At 62.7% G+C, this 18,716-nt stretch carries 17 protein-coding genes, 1 tRNA gene and 1 pseudogene; 13 read left to right on the forward strand and 6 right to left on the reverse strand.

Features of this window, described 5'->3' with window-relative positions; all coding sequences use genetic code 11:
• Nucleotides 1-130 precede the first annotated feature (130 nt).
• Genes cysS through SKA53_RS03095 form a run of 3 tightly spaced genes read left to right on the forward strand, consistent with a single transcriptional unit; the run spans nt 131 to nt 3,947 of the window.
• A complete protein-coding gene (gene cysS, locus SKA53_RS03085) occupies nt 131-1,564 on the forward strand; it encodes a cysteine--tRNA ligase (protein ID WP_007204586.1) in 1,434 nt (477 codons plus the stop codon).
• Complete coding sequence (gene cimA, locus SKA53_RS03090; RefSeq protein WP_007204587.1) at nt 1,564-3,183, forward strand: citramalate synthase; 1,620 nt, start codon at nt 1,564-1,566, stop codon at nt 3,181-3,183. Before cysS ends, cimA begins: the two co-directional genes overlap by 1 nt.
• Nucleotides 3,180-3,947, forward strand: coding sequence for a squalene/phytoene synthase family protein (locus tag SKA53_RS03095; protein ID WP_007204588.1), 768 nt, complete (start codon nt 3,180-3,182; stop codon nt 3,945-3,947). The genes cimA and SKA53_RS03095 overlap by 4 nt, the downstream gene beginning before the upstream one ends.
• 70 nt (nt 3,948-4,017) lie before the next feature.
• On the opposite strand, the gene SKA53_RS03100 is transcribed toward SKA53_RS03095, so the two are convergent.
• From SKA53_RS03100 to cobA, 3 genes are read right to left on the reverse strand one after another with little or no spacing between them, the layout of a single operon-like run.
• Nucleotides 4,018-5,238, reverse strand: coding sequence for an MFS transporter (locus SKA53_RS03100; RefSeq protein WP_007204589.1), 1,221 nt, complete (start codon nt 5,236-5,238; stop codon nt 4,018-4,020).
• Between the two features lie 10 nt (nt 5,239-5,248).
• Nucleotides 5,249-6,523 (reverse strand): cobyrinate a,c-diamide synthase, encoded by a 1,275-nt coding sequence (locus SKA53_RS03105; protein WP_007204590.1) that lies wholly within the window; start codon nt 6,521-6,523, stop codon nt 5,249-5,251.
• A 55-nt stretch (nt 6,524-6,578) separates the two neighbouring features.
• Nucleotides 6,579-7,430 (reverse strand): uroporphyrinogen-III C-methyltransferase, encoded by an 852-nt coding sequence (cobA, locus tag SKA53_RS03110; protein WP_040482771.1) that lies wholly within the window; start codon nt 7,428-7,430, stop codon nt 6,579-6,581.
• A 97-nt stretch (nt 7,431-7,527) separates the two neighbouring features.
• Here cobA and SKA53_RS03115 point away from each other — a divergent pair, with 97 nt between their 5' ends.
• The 9 genes from SKA53_RS03115 to SKA53_RS03155 all read left to right on the forward strand — a co-directional run bounded on the left by SKA53_RS03115 (nt 7,528) and on the right by SKA53_RS03155 (nt 15,705).
• On the forward strand, nt 7,528-8,571 hold the full coding sequence (locus SKA53_RS03115) for a cobalt-precorrin-5B (C(1))-methyltransferase (protein WP_007204592.1): 1,044 nt from the start codon (nt 7,528-7,530) through the stop codon (nt 8,569-8,571).
• A complete protein-coding gene (locus SKA53_RS03120; protein ID WP_007204593.1) occupies nt 8,568-9,290 on the forward strand; it encodes a cobalt-precorrin-6A reductase in 723 nt (240 codons plus the stop codon). The genes SKA53_RS03115 and SKA53_RS03120 overlap by 4 nt, the downstream gene beginning before the upstream one ends.
• The gene (locus tag SKA53_RS03125; protein WP_007204594.1) at nt 9,272-9,916 is read left to right on the forward strand and encodes a DNA-3-methyladenine glycosylase family protein; all 645 of its coding nucleotides are present in this window, start codon (nt 9,272-9,274) and stop codon (nt 9,914-9,916) included. The genes SKA53_RS03120 and SKA53_RS03125 overlap by 19 nt, the downstream gene beginning before the upstream one ends.
• Nucleotides 9,913-10,581 carry an alpha/beta hydrolase gene (locus tag SKA53_RS03130; RefSeq protein WP_007204595.1) on the forward strand — a complete coding sequence of 223 codons (669 nt, stop codon included), beginning with the start codon at nt 9,913-9,915 and terminating at the stop codon, nt 10,579-10,581. Before SKA53_RS03125 ends, SKA53_RS03130 begins: the two co-directional genes overlap by 4 nt.
• Nucleotides 10,582-10,720: 139 nt before the next feature.
• The gene (locus SKA53_RS03135) at nt 10,721-11,314 is read left to right on the forward strand and encodes an HNH endonuclease (protein WP_007204596.1); all 594 of its coding nucleotides are present in this window, start codon (nt 10,721-10,723) and stop codon (nt 11,312-11,314) included.
• A 174-nt stretch (nt 11,315-11,488) separates the two neighbouring features.
• Nucleotides 11,489-12,943: a glucose-6-phosphate dehydrogenase gene (gene zwf / locus SKA53_RS03140; RefSeq protein WP_007204597.1), complete on the forward strand. Its 1,455-nt coding sequence runs from the start codon at nt 11,489-11,491 to the stop codon at nt 12,941-12,943.
• Nucleotides 12,944-12,947: 4 nt separating this feature from the next.
• The gene (pgl, locus tag SKA53_RS03145) at nt 12,948-13,619 is read left to right on the forward strand and encodes a 6-phosphogluconolactonase (protein ID WP_007204598.1); all 672 of its coding nucleotides are present in this window, start codon (nt 12,948-12,950) and stop codon (nt 13,617-13,619) included.
• Nucleotides 13,620-15,221 carry a glucose-6-phosphate isomerase gene (pgi, locus tag SKA53_RS03150; protein WP_007204599.1) on the forward strand — a complete coding sequence of 534 codons (1,602 nt, stop codon included), beginning with the start codon at nt 13,620-13,622 and terminating at the stop codon, nt 15,219-15,221. It begins immediately after the preceding gene.
• Between the two features lie 28 nt (nt 15,222-15,249).
• Nucleotides 15,250-15,705 carry a prepilin peptidase gene (locus SKA53_RS03155; RefSeq protein WP_007204600.1) on the forward strand — a complete coding sequence of 152 codons (456 nt, stop codon included), beginning with the start codon at nt 15,250-15,252 and terminating at the stop codon, nt 15,703-15,705.
• A 3-nt stretch (nt 15,706-15,708) separates the two neighbouring features.
• Here SKA53_RS03155 and SKA53_RS03160 read toward each other — a convergent pair whose 3' ends face one another.
• From SKA53_RS03160 to SKA53_RS03170, 3 genes are all read right to left on the reverse strand, one after another.
• The gene (locus SKA53_RS03160; protein ID WP_007204601.1) at nt 15,709-16,059 is read right to left on the reverse strand and encodes a RidA family protein; all 351 of its coding nucleotides are present in this window, start codon (nt 16,057-16,059) and stop codon (nt 15,709-15,711) included.
• A 28-nt stretch (nt 16,060-16,087) separates the two neighbouring features.
• Nucleotides 16,088-16,161: transfer RNA gene (locus SKA53_RS03165), tRNA-Gly, on the reverse strand.
• A gap of 46 nt (nt 16,162-16,207) precedes the next feature.
• Entirely contained in the window at nt 16,208-18,238 is a 2,031-nt protein-coding gene (locus tag SKA53_RS03170) for an ASKHA domain-containing protein (RefSeq protein ID WP_007204602.1), read from the reverse strand.
• A 112-nt stretch (nt 18,239-18,350) separates the two neighbouring features.
• Here SKA53_RS03170 and SKA53_RS03175 point away from each other — a divergent pair.
• Nucleotides 18,351-18,716, forward strand: a pseudogene (locus SKA53_RS03175) (hypothetical protein); the annotation flags it as partial.

Raw genomic sequence — 18,716 nt, forward strand, 5'->3', positions numbered from 1 at the left:
GGCATGAAAAGCATTTGCACCATCACCTGCTGCATTATTCCCTGCTGACATCCGTCGCGGGCCGCTTTTGTCGTTTCCTACCAGATCGCAAGCAGCTAAGCCCGCAGCATAACCCCGCGCGCGAGGCAACATGACCACCATCCGGCTGCACAACACCAAATCCCGCAAACGCGAAGATTTCGTCCCCATCGACGCGCGCAATGTGCGGATGTATCTGTGCGGGCCGACGGTCTATGACCGCGCGCATCTGGGCAATGCCCGCCCGTCTTTGGTGTTTGACGTGCTGTTCCGGCTGCTGCGGCAGATTTATGGCGCCAAGCATGTGACCTACGTGCGCAATTTCACCGATGTCGATGACAAGATCAACGCGCGCGCCGCCGCTGCCGGCCGCGCTATTGGTGATATCACCGCCGAAACCATCGGCTGGTATCACGCGGATCTGGACGCGCTTGGTGCGTTGCGCCCGACCCACGAACCCCGCGCGACGCAATATATCGCGCAGATGATCGCGATGATCACCGATCTGATCGCCAAGAACCACGCCTATGAGGCCGAAGGCCACGTGCTGTTCGCGGTCGAAAGCTATGCTGAATATGGCGCGCTGTCGGGGCGGTCGATCGACGATATGATCGCCGGTGCGCGGGTGGAAATCGCGCCTTATAAACGCAATCCGATGGATTTCGTGCTGTGGAAACCCTCTGGTGATGGCGTGCCGGGGTGGGACAGCCCCTGGGGCTATGGCCGCCCGGGCTGGCATATCGAATGTTCGGCCATGGCGCATGATCTGCTGGGCGATAGTTTCGATATCCATGGCGGTGGCAATGACCTGCAATTCCCGCATCATGAAAACGAGATCGCGCAATCGGCCTGCGCCCATCCGCATGGCGAATTCGCCCGCTACTGGATTCACAACGAAATGTTGCAGGTCGAGGGCAAGAAAATGTCCAAATCTTTGGGCAATTTCTTTACCATCCGCGATCTTTTGGATCAGGGCATCCCCGGCGAGGTGATCCGCCTTGTGATGCTCGGCACGCATTACGGCAAGACCATGGACTGGACCGAGGCCCGCCGGTCCGAGGCTGACCTGACGCTGCGCCGCTGGTACGGTATCTTGCATGGGCATGGGTTCGGTCCTGATCTGATCCGCGCGCTGAAGGCGGATGGCAAATGGCAGGCAGATGCGGAATTTCTGGGCGTGCTGGCCAATGACCTGAACACACCCGGTGCCATTGCGCGGCTGCATGTGCTGGCCAAAGGCAAGACGCCTACGGCACTGGCGGGTTTCGCGCATGGATTGGACATGCTGGGTTTGGTGCGTGACTGGGCCGCGATCCCGCTTTTGGACGGGGCAGAGGCGGGGCCGGATGTGACGCCCGCCGTTGCCGCGCGTGTCGATGCGCTGCTGGCGGCGCGCGCCGCCGCCCGTGCCGCCAAGGATTGGGCGCAGGCCGATGACGTGCGCGATATTCTGACCAGCGCAGGCGTGCAGGTCACCGATGTGGGCGGGCAGGCGACATGGTCGCCGGGCCCAGATTTCGATGCCTCCAAACTGGGTGGGCTGTGATGGCACGCGACAGGCTCTATCTTTATGACACCACATTGCGTGACGGTGCGCAGACCCAAGGCGTGCAATTTTCAGCCAAGGAAAAAAACCAGATTGCCGCTGTGTTGGACGGGCTTGGGCTGGATTACATCGAAGGCGGCTGGCCGGGGGCAAACCCGACCGATACGGAATTCTTTGCCAGCCCGCCCGTGATCCGCGCCCGTTTCACTGCCTTTGGCATGACAAAACGGCAGGGGCGGTCGGCGGACAACGACGATGTGCTGGCCGCTGTGCTGAATGCCGGCACAGCTGCGGTCTGCCTTGTCGGCAAGGCCCATGATTTCCACGTCACCACGGCGCTTGGCATCGGACTTGACGACAATGTCGCAAACATCCGCGACAGTTTTGCCCATCTGGCCACATTGGGGCGCGAGGCGCTGTTTGATGCCGAACATTTCTTTGATGGCTACAAGGCAAATCCGACCTATGCGCTGGAGGTGATCCACGCCGCCTTTGGCGCTGGCGCGCGCTGGATCGTGCTGTGCGACACCAACGGTGGCACCTTGCCCGACGACATTGCGCGCATCGTCACGGCGGTGATCGCCAGCGGCATCCCCGGCGATCATCTGGGGATTCATACCCATAATGATACCGAAACTGCCGTGGCGGGGTCATTGGCCGCCGTCATGGCCGGCGTCCGGCAGGTCCAAGGCACGCTGAACGGGCTGGGTGAACGCTGCGGCAATGCCAATCTGACGACGCTGATCCCGACATTGCTGCTCAAAGACCCCTATGCCAGCCGGTTCGACATCGGCGTCAGCCATGATGCCCTGCGCGGCCTGCGCCGCGCCTCGCGCCTGCTCGATGACATCCTGAACCGCGTGCCCACCAAACAGGCCGCCTATGTCGGGGCCTCGGCCTTTGCGCATAAATCGGGGCTGCACGCCAGCGCCATCGCCAAGGACCCAACCACCTACGAACATATCGACCCTGCGGCGGTCGGCAACAGCCGCATCGTGCCGATGTCCAATCAAGCGGGCCAGTCGAACCTGCGCGCGCGTCTGGCTGACGCCGGTATCACGGTTGCCGCCGACAACCCCGCCCTTGCCCGCATCGTCGAACGGATCAAGGAACGCGAGGCGCAGGGTTATGCCTATGACACCGCGCAGGCCAGTTTCGAACTGCTCGCGCGTGCTGAACTGGGCCTTTTGCCCAATTTCTTCGAGGTCAAACGCTACCGCGTCACCGTCGAACGCCGCCGCAACAAGCGCAACCAGATGGTATCGCTGTCCGAGGCCGTGGTCGTGACCAAGGTGCAGGGCCAGAAATTTCTCAACGTCAGCGAAAGCCTTGGCCCCGACGGCAGCGACCGCGGCCCGGTGAACGCATTGGCGCGCGCGCTGGCCAAGGACCTTGGCCCCTATCAGGCGATGATCGATGATATCGAACTGGTCGATTTCAAGGTCCGCATCACTGGCGGCGGCACAGAGGCCGTGACCCGCGTGATCATCGACAGCGAAGACGGGCAGGGCAACCGCTGGTCCACCGTGGGGGTGAGCGCGAATATCGTGGATGCCTCTTTTGACGCGCTGATCGACGCGATCAACTGGAAACTGGTGCGGGACGGCGCACAGGCATGAGCTTTGACGCCTGCGCCGCGCTGGTTGAAAAGGCCGATCCCGAACGGTTCCGCGCGATTATGGCAGCACCTGTTGCCGCACGGCGGCTGCTGTTCCCGGTCTATGCGTTCAACGTTGAAATCATCCGCGCGCCCTGGCTGACCAAAGAACCGATGATCGCGGAAATGCGCCTGCAATGGTGGCGTGACGCGCTGGAGGAAATCAAGGCAGGCGGCAGGGTGCGCAAGCATGAGGTGGTTGATGCCTTGGCCGCCGTGCTGGATGCACAAGGGGCGGATCTGCTCGATGCAACCATCGCTGCGCGGCGCTGGGACATTTATACAGACCCTTTTGCGGATTGGGACGATTTCGACGCCTATATCCATGCCACCAGCGGCGCGCCGATGATCACCACAGCACGGCTGCTGGGGAACAAAAACGCGGCTCTCGTCAGTGATTTCGCCTATGCGACTGGTGTTGCTAACCTGTTGCGCGCGCTGCCGGTGCTGCTGGACCGCCAGCGCCAGCCGCTGCCGGACCCAAGTGCAGCCGCAATAGCAGCTCTCGCGCAGCGCGCCTTGGCGCGCCTGGACGCCGCCCGCATCGCGCGGCGCGATCTGCCACATCATGCCAGCGCGCCGTTGCTGCTTGGCCATGCCGCGAAACCGATCCTGACCCAAGCGGCCAAACACCCCGCCGCCGCGCTGCATGGCAATCTTGAACTGACGCCGCTACGCCAAAGCATGCGGCTGGCACATATCGCCCTGCGCGGCTGGTGGGTCTGAGACCGCAACTTCTTATTTCCAAAAATACTCGCCTTTTGCCGGACGCAGTCCGGGGTGCAAGCTGCACCGCTTAGGGCGCCACCACCCTGCGCTGGCGTGACAGCCAGATCAGCGATGCGCCCGCGAGCACCAGAAACGGGATCATCGCAAGGTTGACGGCGTTCCAGCCCTCGACCGTGGTGCCGCCCGCGCAATTCAGCAACCCGCCGCCCGCCAATGACGCGACAGTGACCATGCCAAACACCAGCATATCGTTCAGGCCCTGCACCTGCCCGCGTTCTTCGGGGCGGTGCGCACCGGCCAGCATGGTCGTGGCCCCGATAAAGCCAAAATTCCAGCCCATGCCCAAAAGCGCCAAAGCAACAAAGAAATTCGCCAGTTCCACCCCCGCGATTGCGACACCCCCCGCCATGGCGAGGATCACCAGCCCCGTCGCAATGATCTTTTCCACGCCAAAGCGGGCGATCAGATGGCCGGTGAAAAAGGACGGCGCAAACATCGCAATCACATGCAGCGACACGATGTCATTGGCGTTGTTGGTGGTGAACCCACAGCCGACGACCGCCAATGGGGTCGAGGTCATGACAAGGTTCATCAGCGCATAAGACACCATTGCGCAGACGATCGCCACCACGATGCGCGGATCGCGCAGCAATTCCCGACGACTGCGGCCCTTGATCGGGTTCAGCACCTTGGGTTCGGACCTGCTGCCCTTGGGCAGGTCAAGCCAGTAGAACAGGCCAACGCCGACAAGGTTCAACAAGATGATCGCCATATAAGAGCCAAGAAACGGCACGACAAAGGCATCCTGCGCCAGCTTGTTCAATTGCGGCCCGATCACGGCCGAGAGCAGCCCACCCGCCATGACAAAGGAAATCGCCTTGGGCCGGAACGCCTCGGAGGCGGTATCGGTCGCGGCAAAGCGGTAAAACCCTTGCGCGGACATGTAGATGCCGCTCAGGTACGACCCCGCCAGCAACAAAAAGAACGACCCGGTATAAAGCCCGTAGGCCGATACTGCCGCCCCCATCGCGCCCGCGAAGGCACCGATCATAAAGCCGAACCGCCGCCCGTTGCGCTGCATCAGCGGGCTGATCCATGGCGCGGTCGTCATCGAGCCGAACACGATCATCGAAATCGGTAAGGTGGCAAAACACGGATTGCTGGCCAGTTGTCCGCCCGCCAGCCCGCCGATCACGAACATCATCGGCAATTGCGCGCCCAAAATGGCCTGTGCCAGTACCAGAACTGTCACATTACGTTTCGCGCGGCTATCGTCGATCATATCCATGCGCGAATTGCTACGCCGCGGTTTCGGGGCTGACAATGGCGAAAGCGTCGATCAGATGCGCAAAAGATCCCGCCACGCGCCCCGCGATCAGCCCCATGGGTGGCAAGGCGGCACCTGTCGCATCACTGGCAGTGAACAGCGGCGTGCCGTCGGCGCGCAATGTGCTGGCGTAATGGAATTCATGGCCGGCCCAGTGTCCCGCAAAGGGGCCTTGTGCTGCATGCAGATGCCGGTAGCCCAGATGCAATTTACGCTGCGCAAAGGATGTCTCTAACCGCAGCAGCCCCGCCATCGCGTGCCGCGTGCCACCCCCATCGACCAGCCCGTCACCCAGCACCATATAGCCGCCACATTCGCCATAGATCAGTGCCTTGGAATGGCGCAGGCTATCCATGAACCGCGCGTTCGCCGCAATCCGGCCCGCGTGCAGTTCGGGATAGCCGCCGGGCAGATAGATGAAATCTGCGTCTGGCACCGGATCATCGGCGAGGGGCGAGAAAAACTGCAATTCCGCCCCGCCTGCGCGCCAATCGTTCAGCAGATGCGGATAGGCAAAGGCAAAGGCCGCGTCGCGCGCGATGGCGATGCGTTGCGCGGGCGGGGCCAAGTGGTGCGAGGCCCCGGCGCAGGGCCGGGGCGTGTTGAGCTTTTGCAGTGCGGTCAGGTCCAGATGCTGTGTCACAAGATCGGCGGCGTGGTCGAGGAACGCCTCTAGATCAGGGCGTTCTTGTGCCTGCACCAGCCCCAGATGCCGTGATCCCAGATGCAAGGCCGCATCGCGCGGGAGTGCGCCAAAGACCGTGATATCCTGCAAGGCGGCGCGCAGCATGCCTTCGTGCCGGGGCGAGCCTACGTTGTTGAGGATCACACCTGCGACCCGCAGATCAGGATCATAGCGGATGAAGCCCTGCGCGAGCGCACCCACCGATCCTGCCATGCGCCCTGCGTCGATCACCAGCACCACGGGCAGGTGCAGGATTTTTGCCAGATCGGCGCTGGAGCCTTTGCCTGCGGGTGGCGCGCCGTCGAATAGGCCCATTGCGCCTTCGACGATCAGCGGGCCGCTGCCTGCGGCCAGTGCCCTGATCCGGTCTTGCGTCATCGCCCAGGCATCAAGGTTCACACATGGCCCGCCAGAGGCTGCGGCATGAAAGGCGGGGTCGATGTAATCGGGGCCGGATTTGGCGCTGCGGACGGGGTTTATGCGACTGAACGCGCGCAACAGCCCCAGTGTGACCGTCGTCTTGCCGCTGCCCGAGGCGGGGGCGCTGATCAGAAAGGACATAGGTCCCTCCGGGACGCCTCCGGCGGGAGTATTTTGGGAAATAAGAAGACGGGCATCAGGCCGATTCGGCGGCGCGGCCCCGGCCCAGAGGGTCGAGGTTGCGCGCAGGCGCGCCTGCCGCCATGCCTTGCCAATCGAGGACCTGCCGCATCAGCACCGATTGGCCGACGCAGATGATCGCGGGTGGTTCGAGCTTGGCCGCGGCGATATCATCGACGATCGTGCCAAGCGTTGTTTCGAGCACGTGCTGGTCCTGTGTTGTCGCGGTGGTCACCACGGCGACGGGTTCATGCAGGCTGCGTCCGGCGGCGATCAGGTGACCTGCGATCTGGGCGATATGTTTCATCCCCATATAGATGACGATCACCTGAGATCCTTTTGATATACTTGCCCAATCAAGATTACCCGGCGTGTTGCCGGACTGGTCGTGGCCGGTCACGAAAGTCACGGACTGGTTCACGTCGCGGTGCGTGACGGGGATGCCCGCGTAGGCCAGCCCGCCGATGCCCGCGCTGATCCCCGGAATGATCCTGATCGGCACGCCGTGTTGCACCAGGGTCTGCGCCTCTTCGCCGCCGCGCCCAAAGACGAAAGGATCGCCGCCCTTGAGCCGCAGCACCCGTTTGCCCGCGCGCGCCAGATCGACCAGCCGTAGTGAAATGTCGCGCTGCTTGGCCGAAGGTTTGCCGCCGCGTTTGCCGGCATAGATCAGTTCCGCCTGCGGCGCCCAGTCGAGGATCGCTTCTTGCACCAGCGCGTCATAGATCACCACATCGGCCTGCCGCAGCGCGTTCAGCGCATGCAGCGTGAGCAGTCCCGGATCGCCCGGGCCAGCCCCGCAGAGCCAGACCCAGCCGGGTTGCATGATGGGCCAATCATGGCCGGGAAGGGGGGGCGCGTTATCCATGCAGCCGTTATGCCGCGATTTGTGCCGCAGGGAAAGCGGTGTTGCGACCTGCGATTGCCGATTGCCGTCATCCGCGCTGCTGCCTATCGTCGCGCCGATGACACGCAAACCCCAGACCGAATTGCGCCGTGGCTGGACCACGGGCGCCTGTGCGACAGCGGCGACCAAGGCGGCGCTGGTCCGGCTATGGGGCGGGGTATTTCCGCGCGACGTCACCATCACCCTGCCCAAGGGCGAGATGCCCAGCTTTCCGCTGGCCTTGGCCGAGGCGGGCGCGGGTTGGGCCAGTGTCGGGATCACCAAGGATGCGGGCGATGATCCTGATGTCACCCATGGTGCATTGATTGTCGTGCGGGTGTCCGCGTCGGCTGGCGGTGTGGTGTTCAAGGCGGGGGATGGTGTGGGCATGGTCACCAAGGCCGGTCTGCCGATTGCCGTAGGCGAGCCTGCGATCAACCCCGTGCCGCGCCAGATGATGACCGATGTTGTGGCCGAGATGGCCCTACTCTATGGGCAAAGCCCGGATGTCGTCATTGAGATATCGGTGCCGGGCGGGGCAGAGATCGCGCTGAAGACATGGAACCCCCGTCTGGGCATCGCGGGGGGGCTGTCGATTCTTGGGACCACCGGGATCGTGCGGCCGTTTTCCTGTGCCGCATGGATTGCATCCATCCATCGCGGCATCGACGTGGCGCGTGCGGATGGGCTGGTCCATGTCGCGGGTTGCACGGGGGCCACATCGGAAACCGTGGTGCAGGCGATCTATGGTCTGCCCGATCATGCGATGCTGGATATGGGTGATTTCGCGGGGGGCATGCTGAAATATCTGGCGAAACACCCGGTGCCGCGTGTCACCATCGGTGGTGGGATCGGCAAGATCACAAAGCTGGCCCAAGGGGCGATGGACCTGCATTCGGCGCGGTCGCAGGTGGATTTTGGCGGGCTCGCGCGGATGATGGATAATCCACGGCTGGCCGATGCCAATACCGCGCTGGAGGCGTATCAGATCGCGGGCCCCCCGCTTGCGCAGGCGGTCGCGGATGCGGCATTAGCGCAGGTGACAGCGCGATTTGCGGGCATCGCCTTTGATATCGTCGTGATCGACCGGGCCGGGGCTGTCTTGGCCAGGGCGGGGATATGACGCTGCTTTTGCTGGCAGGCACGGCAGAGGCGCGCGCGCTTGCCACGGCCTTGCAGGGCCAAGATGTAATCGCCTCTTTGGCAGGGGCCACGCGTGATCCGGCACCCTTGCCCGTGCCAGTGCATGGCGGCGGGTTTGGCGGTGTTGAGGGGTTTGCCGCCTTTCTGGCGCAGCATGAAATCCATGCCGTGCTGGATGCAACCCATCCTTATGCCGCGCGGATTACGCAGCGCTCGGCCATGGTCTGCGCGGATATGGGCGTGCCGTTTTGCCAGCTGTTGCGTCCGCCTTGGGTGGCAGGGCCGGGGGATGATTGGACCGAGATCGCCAGCGAAGACAAGGCCGCAGAGCATATTCCACAGGGGGCAACCGTATTTCTTGGTACTGGCCGCCAGACGCTGGACGGTTTTGCCAATCTGACCGGCCGGCGCGTGATCTGTCGCCAGATTGATGCGCCCGAGGGGCCGTTTCCGTTTGATGGCGGGGAATTTCTGGTCGGACGCCCGCCGTTTTCGGTGGCCGATGAAATCGCGCTGTTCCGCCGTCTGGGGGTGGATTGGCTGGTCGTGAAGAATGCGGGCGGGCAGGCGAGTGCCACAAAACTGGTGGCCGCGCGCGATCTGCGCATTCCGGTGTTGATGATCGCGCGCCCCGCCTTGGGCGCGTGGTCCCAAGTGGCCAGTGTCGAGGCGGCCTTGGCTTGGGTGGCGCGCTTGTGATCGTGCGGGTCATCACATCGGATACCTGCATCCGTGAAGGCGCGGAACATCTGGCACGGATCGAGCCGCGCTTTGCCGCGATCATCCCCGATTTGCAGCCTTTGCCCCTGCGGTTGAAACCGGACGGGTTTGCCGCCCTGTTGGGGGCGATTGTCAGCCAGCAGGTCAGCGTGGCCTCGGCCAATGCCATCATGGGGCGGCTGGTGGCGGCGGGTATGGATGATCCGCGCGCCATTGCCCTGGCCAGTGCCGAGGACCTGCGCGCCTTGGGGCTGAGCGCGCAAAAGGCACGTTACGCCAAGGCGCTGGCGCTGGCCGATCTGGATTATCCGGGGCTGCACGCCTTGCCCAATGACGCGGTGATTGCACAATTGACGCAGGTCACGGGTATCGGCGTCTGGACGGCGGAAATCTATGCGATGTTTTCTCTGGGCCGCGCCGATGTCTTTGCCCCCGGCGATCTGGCCCTGCAAGAGGCGGCGCGCGTGATCTTTGATCTGCCGGACCGGCCCCGCGACACGGCGCTGCGCGCGATGGCGCAAGCCTGGGCGCCGTGGCGGTCGGTTGCAGCGCGGGTCATGTGGGCCTATTACGCGATAATAAAGGACAGGGAAGGGATCAGATGACACGGGCACTTCAGGCGCAGCGGCGCGAACCGCTCTCGGGTGAAACGCAATCTTGCGTGATTTTTCTGCATGGCTATGGCGCGAATGGCGCGGATCTGATCGGGCTGGCCGATCCTTTAGCCGAGCATCTGCCCGACACGCTGTTTCTGGCCCCCGACGCACCCGAAGGCTGCGCCGGTGCGCCGATGGGATACCAATGGTTCCCGATCCCCTGGATCGACGGGTCAAGCGAGGAAGAAAGCCAGGCCGGCCTGCAACGCGCCGCCGATGATCTGGATGCGTTTCTAGACGGGGTCATGGTGGACGAAGACCTGTTGCCCGAACAGGTGATCGTGCTGGGTTTCAGCCAAGGCACAATGATGGCGCTGCATGTCGTGCCGCGCCGCGAAGACCCGGTTGCGGGGCTCGTCGCCTTTTCGGGGCGGCTGTTGCTGGCGGACCTTTTGGCCGACGAGGCGCAATGCCGCCCGCCTGTTCTGTTGATCCATGGCGACCAAGATGACGTGGTGCCGCCGCAATCGCTGCCGATGGCCGCAGAGGCGTTGCAGCAGGCCGGTTGGACCGAAGTCTACGCGCATGTCATGAAAGGCACCGCCCACGGCATCGCCCCTGACGGGTTGCAAGTGGCGCTGGCGTTCATGCGCGACCGGCTGGGGATGGAATGACCGGCGCATCCTGACTGGCCCTGCGTTTGTTTGGCACATATTGTGGGGGTTGTCACAAATCTGACGCGAGATATAGTCATGGTGAAAGCGCTGCGGAAACGCCGGTACGCAAGGCATCTGCACGCAATACGCGGGATTGATGACGATGGCGCAGACAGAATTTCGGACCGACTTTGTGCGCTCCTCGGGGGCATTGAAACATTTCCCCGCGCTTGTGCTGAACGCGGATTACCGGCCCTTGTCCTATTACCCACTGTCTTTGTGGCCCTGGCAAGAGGCGGTCAAGGCCGCATGGCTGGACCGCGTTGTGATCGTCAGCGAATATGCCGAAACCGTGCGCAGCCCATCAACCGAGATCCGTATCCCATCGGTTGTCGTGCTCAAGGAATATGTCACCCCGCAACGGCAGGTCGCCTTTACCCGGTTCAACCTGTTCCTGCGCGATGAGTTTTGCTGCCAATATTGCGGGGCCAAGGGTGATCTGACCTTTGACCATGTCGTGCCGCGTGCGGCGGGGGGCGTGACAAGCTGGGAAAATGTCGTTGCCGCCTGTAGCGGCTGCAACCTGCGCAAAGGGTCGAAATCGCTGCGCCAATCGGGCATGTCGCTGCGCAAGCCGCCGCGGCGCCCGGCCGCGTCGCAATTGCACAACGTGGGGCGCAAATTTCCGCCAAACCACCTGCATCACAGCTGGTTGGATTACCTGTATTGGGATGCCGAGCTGGACGCGTGACCCGACGCTTGGGCTTTGGCCATCGGTGTCAGCTCTGGCCGGCACGAAACCCCGCTGCCAGCCCGCGCCATACGTGTCCTGCGCTCAGGAGGCAAAGCCTGTAGACAGGCAAGCAAAGATGCTTTAGCCAGCGGGCGTTAGCGCTAACGAAATTGCAGCACAGCGGAGCAAGTCATGGTTTCTCGCGTCATACCTGTTGAAACCTTTGATCTGGTGATCTTTGGTGGCACCGGCGATCTGGCCCGCCGCAAGATCCTGCCGGGACTGTTCCGCCGGTTCCGGTCTGGCCAGACGCCCGAAGGATCGCGGATCATCGGGGCCGCGCGCTCAGAGATCGACAGCGACGGTTACCGCGTGATGATCGCCGAGGCGATTGCCGAATTCGGCGGCGACGAAGCCTCCGACAGCGACAGTTTGGCCGCCTTTCTGGCCACGCTTGATTATGTCGCGATCGACGCCAAGGGCGATGGCGGTTGGGCTGATCTGGCGCAAAAGGTCCGGTCAGACGTGGTGCAGGCGTTCTATTTCTCGGTTGCCCCGTCGCTGTTCGGCGATCTGGCCGAACGGCTGCACAGCCACAAGATCGCAACGCCCGACAGCCGGATCGTTGTGGAAAAGCCCTTTGGCCGCGATCTGGACACCGCCCGCGCGCTGAACGCGGTGCTGTCGACGCATTTCAACGAAGACCAGATTTACCGCATTGACCATTATCTGGGCAAGGAAACTGTCCAGAACCTGATGGCGGTGCGGTTTGGCAACGTGCTGTTCGAACCTTTGTGGAACAACCATTACGTCGATCACATCCAGATCACCGTGGCCGAAACCGTCAGTGTTGCAGGGCGGGGGTCGTATTATGACAAATCGGGCGCGATGCGTGACATGGTGCAGAACCACTTGATGCAGTTGTTGTGCCTGATCGCGATGGAACCGCCCAGCCGGTTTGGCGCGGACGAGGTGCGTGATGAAAAGCTCAAGGTGATCCGCGCCTTGCAGCCTGTTGCCCCGCATCACATCGTGCGTGGCCAGTATGACGCCGGCCCCGACGGCCCGAGCTATCGTAACGATGCCGAAAATCCGCGCAGCTTTACCGAAAGCTTTGTCGCTCTCAAATGCCATATCGCCAATTGGCGCTGGGCGGGTGTGCCGTTCTATCTGCGCACTGGCAAGCGGATGAAAGCGCGGTCATCCGAGATTACCGTGGTGTTCAAAGACCTTGGCCACACGATTTTCGAAGGCGATACCGCGCGCCACCGCAATATCCTGTCGATCCGCCTGCAACCCAACGAAGGCATGGATTTGCAGGTCACGATCAAGGAACCCGGACCGGGTGGCATGCGTTTGATCGACGTGCCTTTGGACATGACCTTTGCCGACGCTTTGGGTGCCGATGCAGAGGAGGTGACCGATGCCTATGAGCGGCTGATCATGGATGTGATCCGCGGCAACCAGACCCTGTTCATGCGCGGTGACGAGGTCGAGGCGGCTTGGCGCTGGACCGACCCGATTATCCAGGGCTGGGAGGCGCGCAATGACGTGCCGAAACTATATGATGCAGGGTCCACTGGCCCCGAAGACGCAATGATGCTGTTGCACCGTGACGGCCGTAAATGGCGCGAAGTCAAAGGCTAGATTGATGGATCTGATTGAATACCCCGATGCCGAGCTGATGATGATGCGGCTGGCTGATGTGCTGGCCAGCCAGATCAAACAGGCGCTGTTGACGCAGGACCGCGCGTCCTTGGCCGTGCCGGGGGGGACCACGCCGGGGCCGATTTTCGACACGCTTTGCGCTGTCGATCTGGATTGGTCGCGCGTCGATGTGCTGCTGACCGACGAACGCTGGGTGCCTGAAACATCGGACCGGTCCAACACCGCGCTGTTGCGTCGCCGCTTGCTGGTGAACCGCGCAGCCGCGGCGCGGTTGATCCCGCTTTACGCTGATGCCCAAGCGCCAGAGGATCGGCTGGCCGATCTGGCCGCTGGGTTGGAACCCGTATTACCGCTGTCTGTCGTGCTGCTGGGTATGGGGGCCGATATGCATACCGCGTCGCTATTTGCGGGTGCCGACCAGCTGGAGCTTGCCCTGACGGGCGACGCCCCTCTTGTCGCGATGCGCGCACCCGGCGCGCCTGAACCCCGCATCACCCTGTCGGCAGCGGTGCTGAACGCGGCGATGCGCCGCCATATCGTGATTGTTGGCGCTGAAAAGCGCGCAGCACTGGATCAGGCGCAGGGTCTTGACCCGCAGGACGCCCCCGTCGCTGCCGTGCTGAAAGACACAACCGTGCATTGGGCGGAGGCATAGATGGTCTGGGACACACTGCGCGCCCATCACGCGGCCACCGCCGAGCGGCGTTTTGAAACCCTGCTGGATACCGCCCGTGCGGCGGATTTCAGCGCCACGGCGGGCGATATGGTTCTGGACTATGCCAAGACCAATATCGACGCTGCCGCGCGTGATTTGCTGTTCGCCTTGCTTGATCAGACCGGCGTGGCCGCCAAGCGTGAGGCGATGTTCACAGGTGCCGCGATCAACGAAACCGAAGGGCGCGCCGTATTGCATACGGCGTTACGCAACCTTGATGGCGGGCCTGTCATGGTGGACGGGGCGGATGTCATGCCTGACGTGCTGGCCACGCTGGCGCGGATGGCGGATTTTGCCGGTTCCGTGCGCGACGGCAGCATCCGAGGGCAGGGTGGGGCGATCACCGATGTCGTGAATATTGGCATCGGCGGGTCGGACCTTGGGCCTGCGATGGCGGTCAAGGCTTTGGCGCCTTATCACGACGGCCCGCGTTGCCATTTCGTCAGCAATGTGGACCCTGCCGATATCGCGGCTGTGCTGCGCCAGTGTGATCCCGCGACGACGCTGGTGATCGTGGCATCCAAGACCTTTACCACGATCGAGACGATGACCAATGCGCGCACCGCCCAGGCATGGATGGCGCAGTCTGTCAGCGATACGGGCGCGCAATTTGCCGCCCTGTCCACCGCTGCGGATAAAACCGCCGCCTTCGGGATCGACCCGTCACGCGTGTTCGGTTTCGCCGATTGGGTGGGCGGGCGTTATTCGCTTTGGGGGCCGATCGGGCTGTCGCTGATGATCGCCATCGGGCCAGAGGCGTTCCGCGCCTTCCTGCGTGGCGCGCAGGCGATGGACGTGCATTTCCGTGCCGCCGATTGGCATGAAAACCTGCCCGCGCTGCTGGCCGTTGTCGGCATATGGCACAACCAGATTTGCGGCTATCCGACACGCGCTGTGCTGCCTTATGACAATAATCTCAACCGTTTACCTGCCTATCTTCAGCAATTGGAGATGGAAAGCAACGGCAAGGGTGTGGCGATGGACGGGACCGATCTGCCCCGTGCCAGCGGCCCTGTCGTCTGGGGCGAACCCGGCACCAACGGGCAGCATGCGTTCTATCAATTGATCCATCAGGGTACCGGCGTGGTGCCTTGCGAATTCCTGGTCGCCGCGCGCGGGCATGAGGATGACCTGCACCACCAGCACCAATTGCTGGTCGCCAATTGCCTTGCCCAATCAGAGGCGCTGATGCGTGGCCGCAATCTGGACGAGGCGCTTGCCAGCATCGCAGACAAGTTCACCGGCGACGAATTGGACCGCCAAGCGCGCCACCGCGTGTTCACCGGCAACCGGCCATCCGTGACCATCGCCTATCCGCAGCTGACGCCCTTTGTGCTGGGGCAGATCATCGCGCTTTATGAACATCGCGTGTTTGTCGAAGGGGTTGTCTTGGGCCTCAATTCCTATGACCAATGGGGTGTTGAACTGGGCAAGGAACTGGCGACCGCGCTGCAACCTGTCGTCGAAGGGCGCGCCGGTCTGGACGGCAAGGATGCATCGACCGCAGCACTTGTCGGGTTTTTGCAGCGTAACGGGGTCTGACGACCCGCTTGATTTGGGAGTTGTGCGAATGGCGGCTTATGCACCGTTTTTGATGTCATTGATCCTGATCGCCGCCATGGTGATCGAAATGCGCGATGGGCGCTTGCCGAACTTGCTGACCATGTTGCCTTTTGTGGTGTTCATGGCGCTGATCGTCACCGCCCCGGACCCTGCGGTCTTTGCCGGTCGGCTGGTCGGCGCGGCGATGGTGTTCGTGGTTGGGCTGGTGCTGTTCGCTGTCGCAGGTTTTGGCGCGGGGGCGGTCAAGCTGTTGACGGGGCTTGCGCTGTTCATCCCGCCTGAAGATGCGCTGGCCACTTTTGCCATCTTTATCGTGACGATGTTTGCCGGCACGTTCATTATCTTGCAGCTTCACAAACGGTTCGCCGCGCAGGGCAGCAAATGGGTGATCCTGAACAAGCGCGTTTTGCCGATGAGCTTGCCCATCGGCATCGCGGGGCTGTGTGCCTTTTGGCTGATCTAAGCGTCAGATCGCGGCTGTGACGATGATTTCCACGTCATAATCCGGCGTTGCCAGTTTCGCCTCGCCGGTCCAGCGGGCGGGGCCATGGCCCTCGGGCACCCAGGCATCCCAGACAGCATTCATCGCGGCGAATTGTGTGCTGATGTCCGATAGCCAGATCTGCGCGGTCAGGACCTTGGTTTTGTCGGTGCCAGCCTCTGCCAGAAGTGCGTCGATCTGCGACAGGATCGCCGCCGTCTGTTCAGCCACCGTGGCCCCCGGCGTGCCGACTTGACCCGCCAGATAGGCGATGCCGTTATGGGTGACGAGCTGGCTCATGCGGGCGTTTGTGTGGTGACGGGTGATATCAGACATGGGGCGGGCTTTCTGGGGTGACAGGGATTGGAGCGGGTGAAGGGAATCGAACCCTCGTATTCAGCTTGGGAAGCTGCTGCTCTACCATTGAGCTACACCCGCGCGCTGCAATCAGGTAATTGCGTCACCCGCTGCCGTCAAGCGCCGATTACCGCCGCCCGCGCCGGCGCGGCCCACGGTCGCCGCCTTGGTTATGGTTGATCTGCGGGATCGTGACGATGGAATTGAGGATCGGGAAAGGTTCCACCGCGTTCGGAATGGCCGAGGCATTGACGAAATGTTCTTGAAAACGCGGCTCGATCGCGGTCTCGATCTTGTGGATCTGGCGTACGATGGTTTCTATTTCGCGCCGCGCATCGGTGTTGAGAAGCGCGATCCGCGCGCCGGTGCCAGCGGCGTTGCCCGCGCTGGTGACCTTGTCCAAGGGCGCATCGGGGATCATGCCCAAAACCATCGCGTGTTTGGGGCTGATATGCGCGCCAAAGGCACCTGCCAGCACGACGCGGTCCACCTTGTCCACGCCGAATTTGTCCATCAACAACCGCGCGCCGGAATAAAGCGCGGCCTTGGCCATCTGGATTTGCCGCACATCGGTATTGGTGACGGTGATCAGCGGGCCACCCGCTGCGGTGCCGTCATAGAGCAAATAGGAATTGGTGCGCCCGTCAGCAAAGCAATTGGGCGATCCGGTCTGGTCGGCTGACCCGATCAGCCCCGGCCCGTCGACGATCCCGGTCATGCGCATCTCGGCGATCACCTCGATGATGCCAGACCCGCAGATGCCGGTCACGCCGGTCTGGGCGATGGTATCGCCGAACCCGTCTTCGTCGGACCAGATATCGCTGCCGATCACCTTGAAGCGGGGCAGTTTCGTGACAGGGTCGATTTCCACATGCTCGATAGCACCCGGCGCGGCGCGCTGGCCCGAACTGATCTGTGCGCCCTCGAATGCGGGGCCGGTGGGCGATGAACAGGCCAGCACTTTTTCGCGGTTGCCCAACAGGATTTCGGCATTGGTGCCGACATCGACGATCAGCACAAGGTCTTCGGATTTGTCGGGTGCCTCTGACAGCGCCACGGCCGCCGCATCGGCGCCCACATGCCCCGCGATACAGGGCAGGATATAGACCCGCGCAGCCGGATGCAGGTTCAAATCCAGTTCCAGCGCGCGCAGCGACAGCGCGTCGGAGGTGGCCAGCGCAAAGGGTGCTTGCCCCAGCTCATAGGCGTCGATGCCAAGGAACAGATGATGCATGACCGGATTGCAGACAAAGACCGCATCCATAATCAGGTCGCGGTCGATCTGCGCCTCTGACGCGATCTGCACGAACAGCGCGTTCATGCCTTCGCGCACGGCGCGGGTCATTTCATCCGATCCGGTGGGGTTCATCATACCATAGCTGACCCGGCTCATCAGGTCCTCGCCAAAGCGGATTTGCGGGTTCATGATGCCCGATGACGCCACAACCTCGCCCGAGCGCAGATCGCACAGATGGGCGGCAATGGTGGTGGACCCCAGATCGACGGCAAGGCCATAGATCGTGCCTTCATAAAAGCCCGGCCAGATCGCCACGATCCGCGGCGAAAACACCGCATCACCCAGATGGACGGCGACGGTGACGCGCCATGCGCCTTTACGCAGCGCCTTTTGCAGGTTGCGCAAAACGCCCAGATCAGCCTCGAGCGCGGGCAGGGCCCAGTCGCGGCGCAGCGCGATGACCAGCCGTTCCAGATCGCCCGAGGGGTCGTGCATGTCGGGTTCTTCGACCTCGACATAATACAGCCTTGTGGACGGGTTCATCGTGATTTCGCGCACTTCGGCGCGTTTGCGCACGACTTGTTTGTGGACCTGGCTTTCGGCAGGCACGTCGATCACGACATCAGCCCTGATCTGCGCCTGACAGCCAAGGCGGCGGCCCTGTTTCAGACCACGGATATTGTCGTAACGTTCCTCGACGCTGTTCCACTCGGACAAAGCGTCGGGGGCGACGGTGACGCCATGCTTGGAAAATTCGCCATAGGACGGGGTGATCTGGCATTTCGAACAGATGCCGCGCCCGCCACAAACGGAATCAAGATCCACCCCCAATTGCCGCGCCGCTGTCAGGACGGGCGTGCCAACAGGAAAATGCCCCCGCTTGCCGGAGGGGGTGAAGATCACAAGTGGGTCGGTAGTCATCGGTTCTGCCTGTACTGGTTGAGACCACCATATCGCGCTGCGTGGTGGTGGGAAGGGCGGTATCCGTCAATCCGTATGATAAGAGCGGCATGCGGGGTCGCGTCGCGGCGCGAGCTTTGCCTTGGCTTTGTGCGAAGGGCCGATCAGCCGTGTGGGCCGGATCTGGGCCGATGGGGTGGAAATCGCGCCCGATGATCTGAACATGCGGGTCTATACCGGCAGTGCCGACCAATTCCCCGACCCCAAGATGGAGGCCGTCGAAGGTGCAGGCCATGTCCCCGCCTATCGCGGCACCGCCTATGTGGTGATCGAGGATCTGGATCTGGGCGGCTTTGGCAACCGCATTCCGCAACTGACCTTCGAGGTGATCCGCGCCGGGCTGGACGGGGGCCTTGCTGCTGTCGTGCAAGGCGTGGCGCTGATCCCCGGCACCGGCGAATACGGGCTGGCGACGCAGCCTGTGTATCTGTCGCCACGT

This window comes from Yoonia vestfoldensis SKA53 (genome assembly GCF_000152785.1).
Taxonomy (GTDB): domain Bacteria; phylum Pseudomonadota; class Alphaproteobacteria; order Rhodobacterales; family Rhodobacteraceae; genus Yoonia; species Yoonia vestfoldensis_A.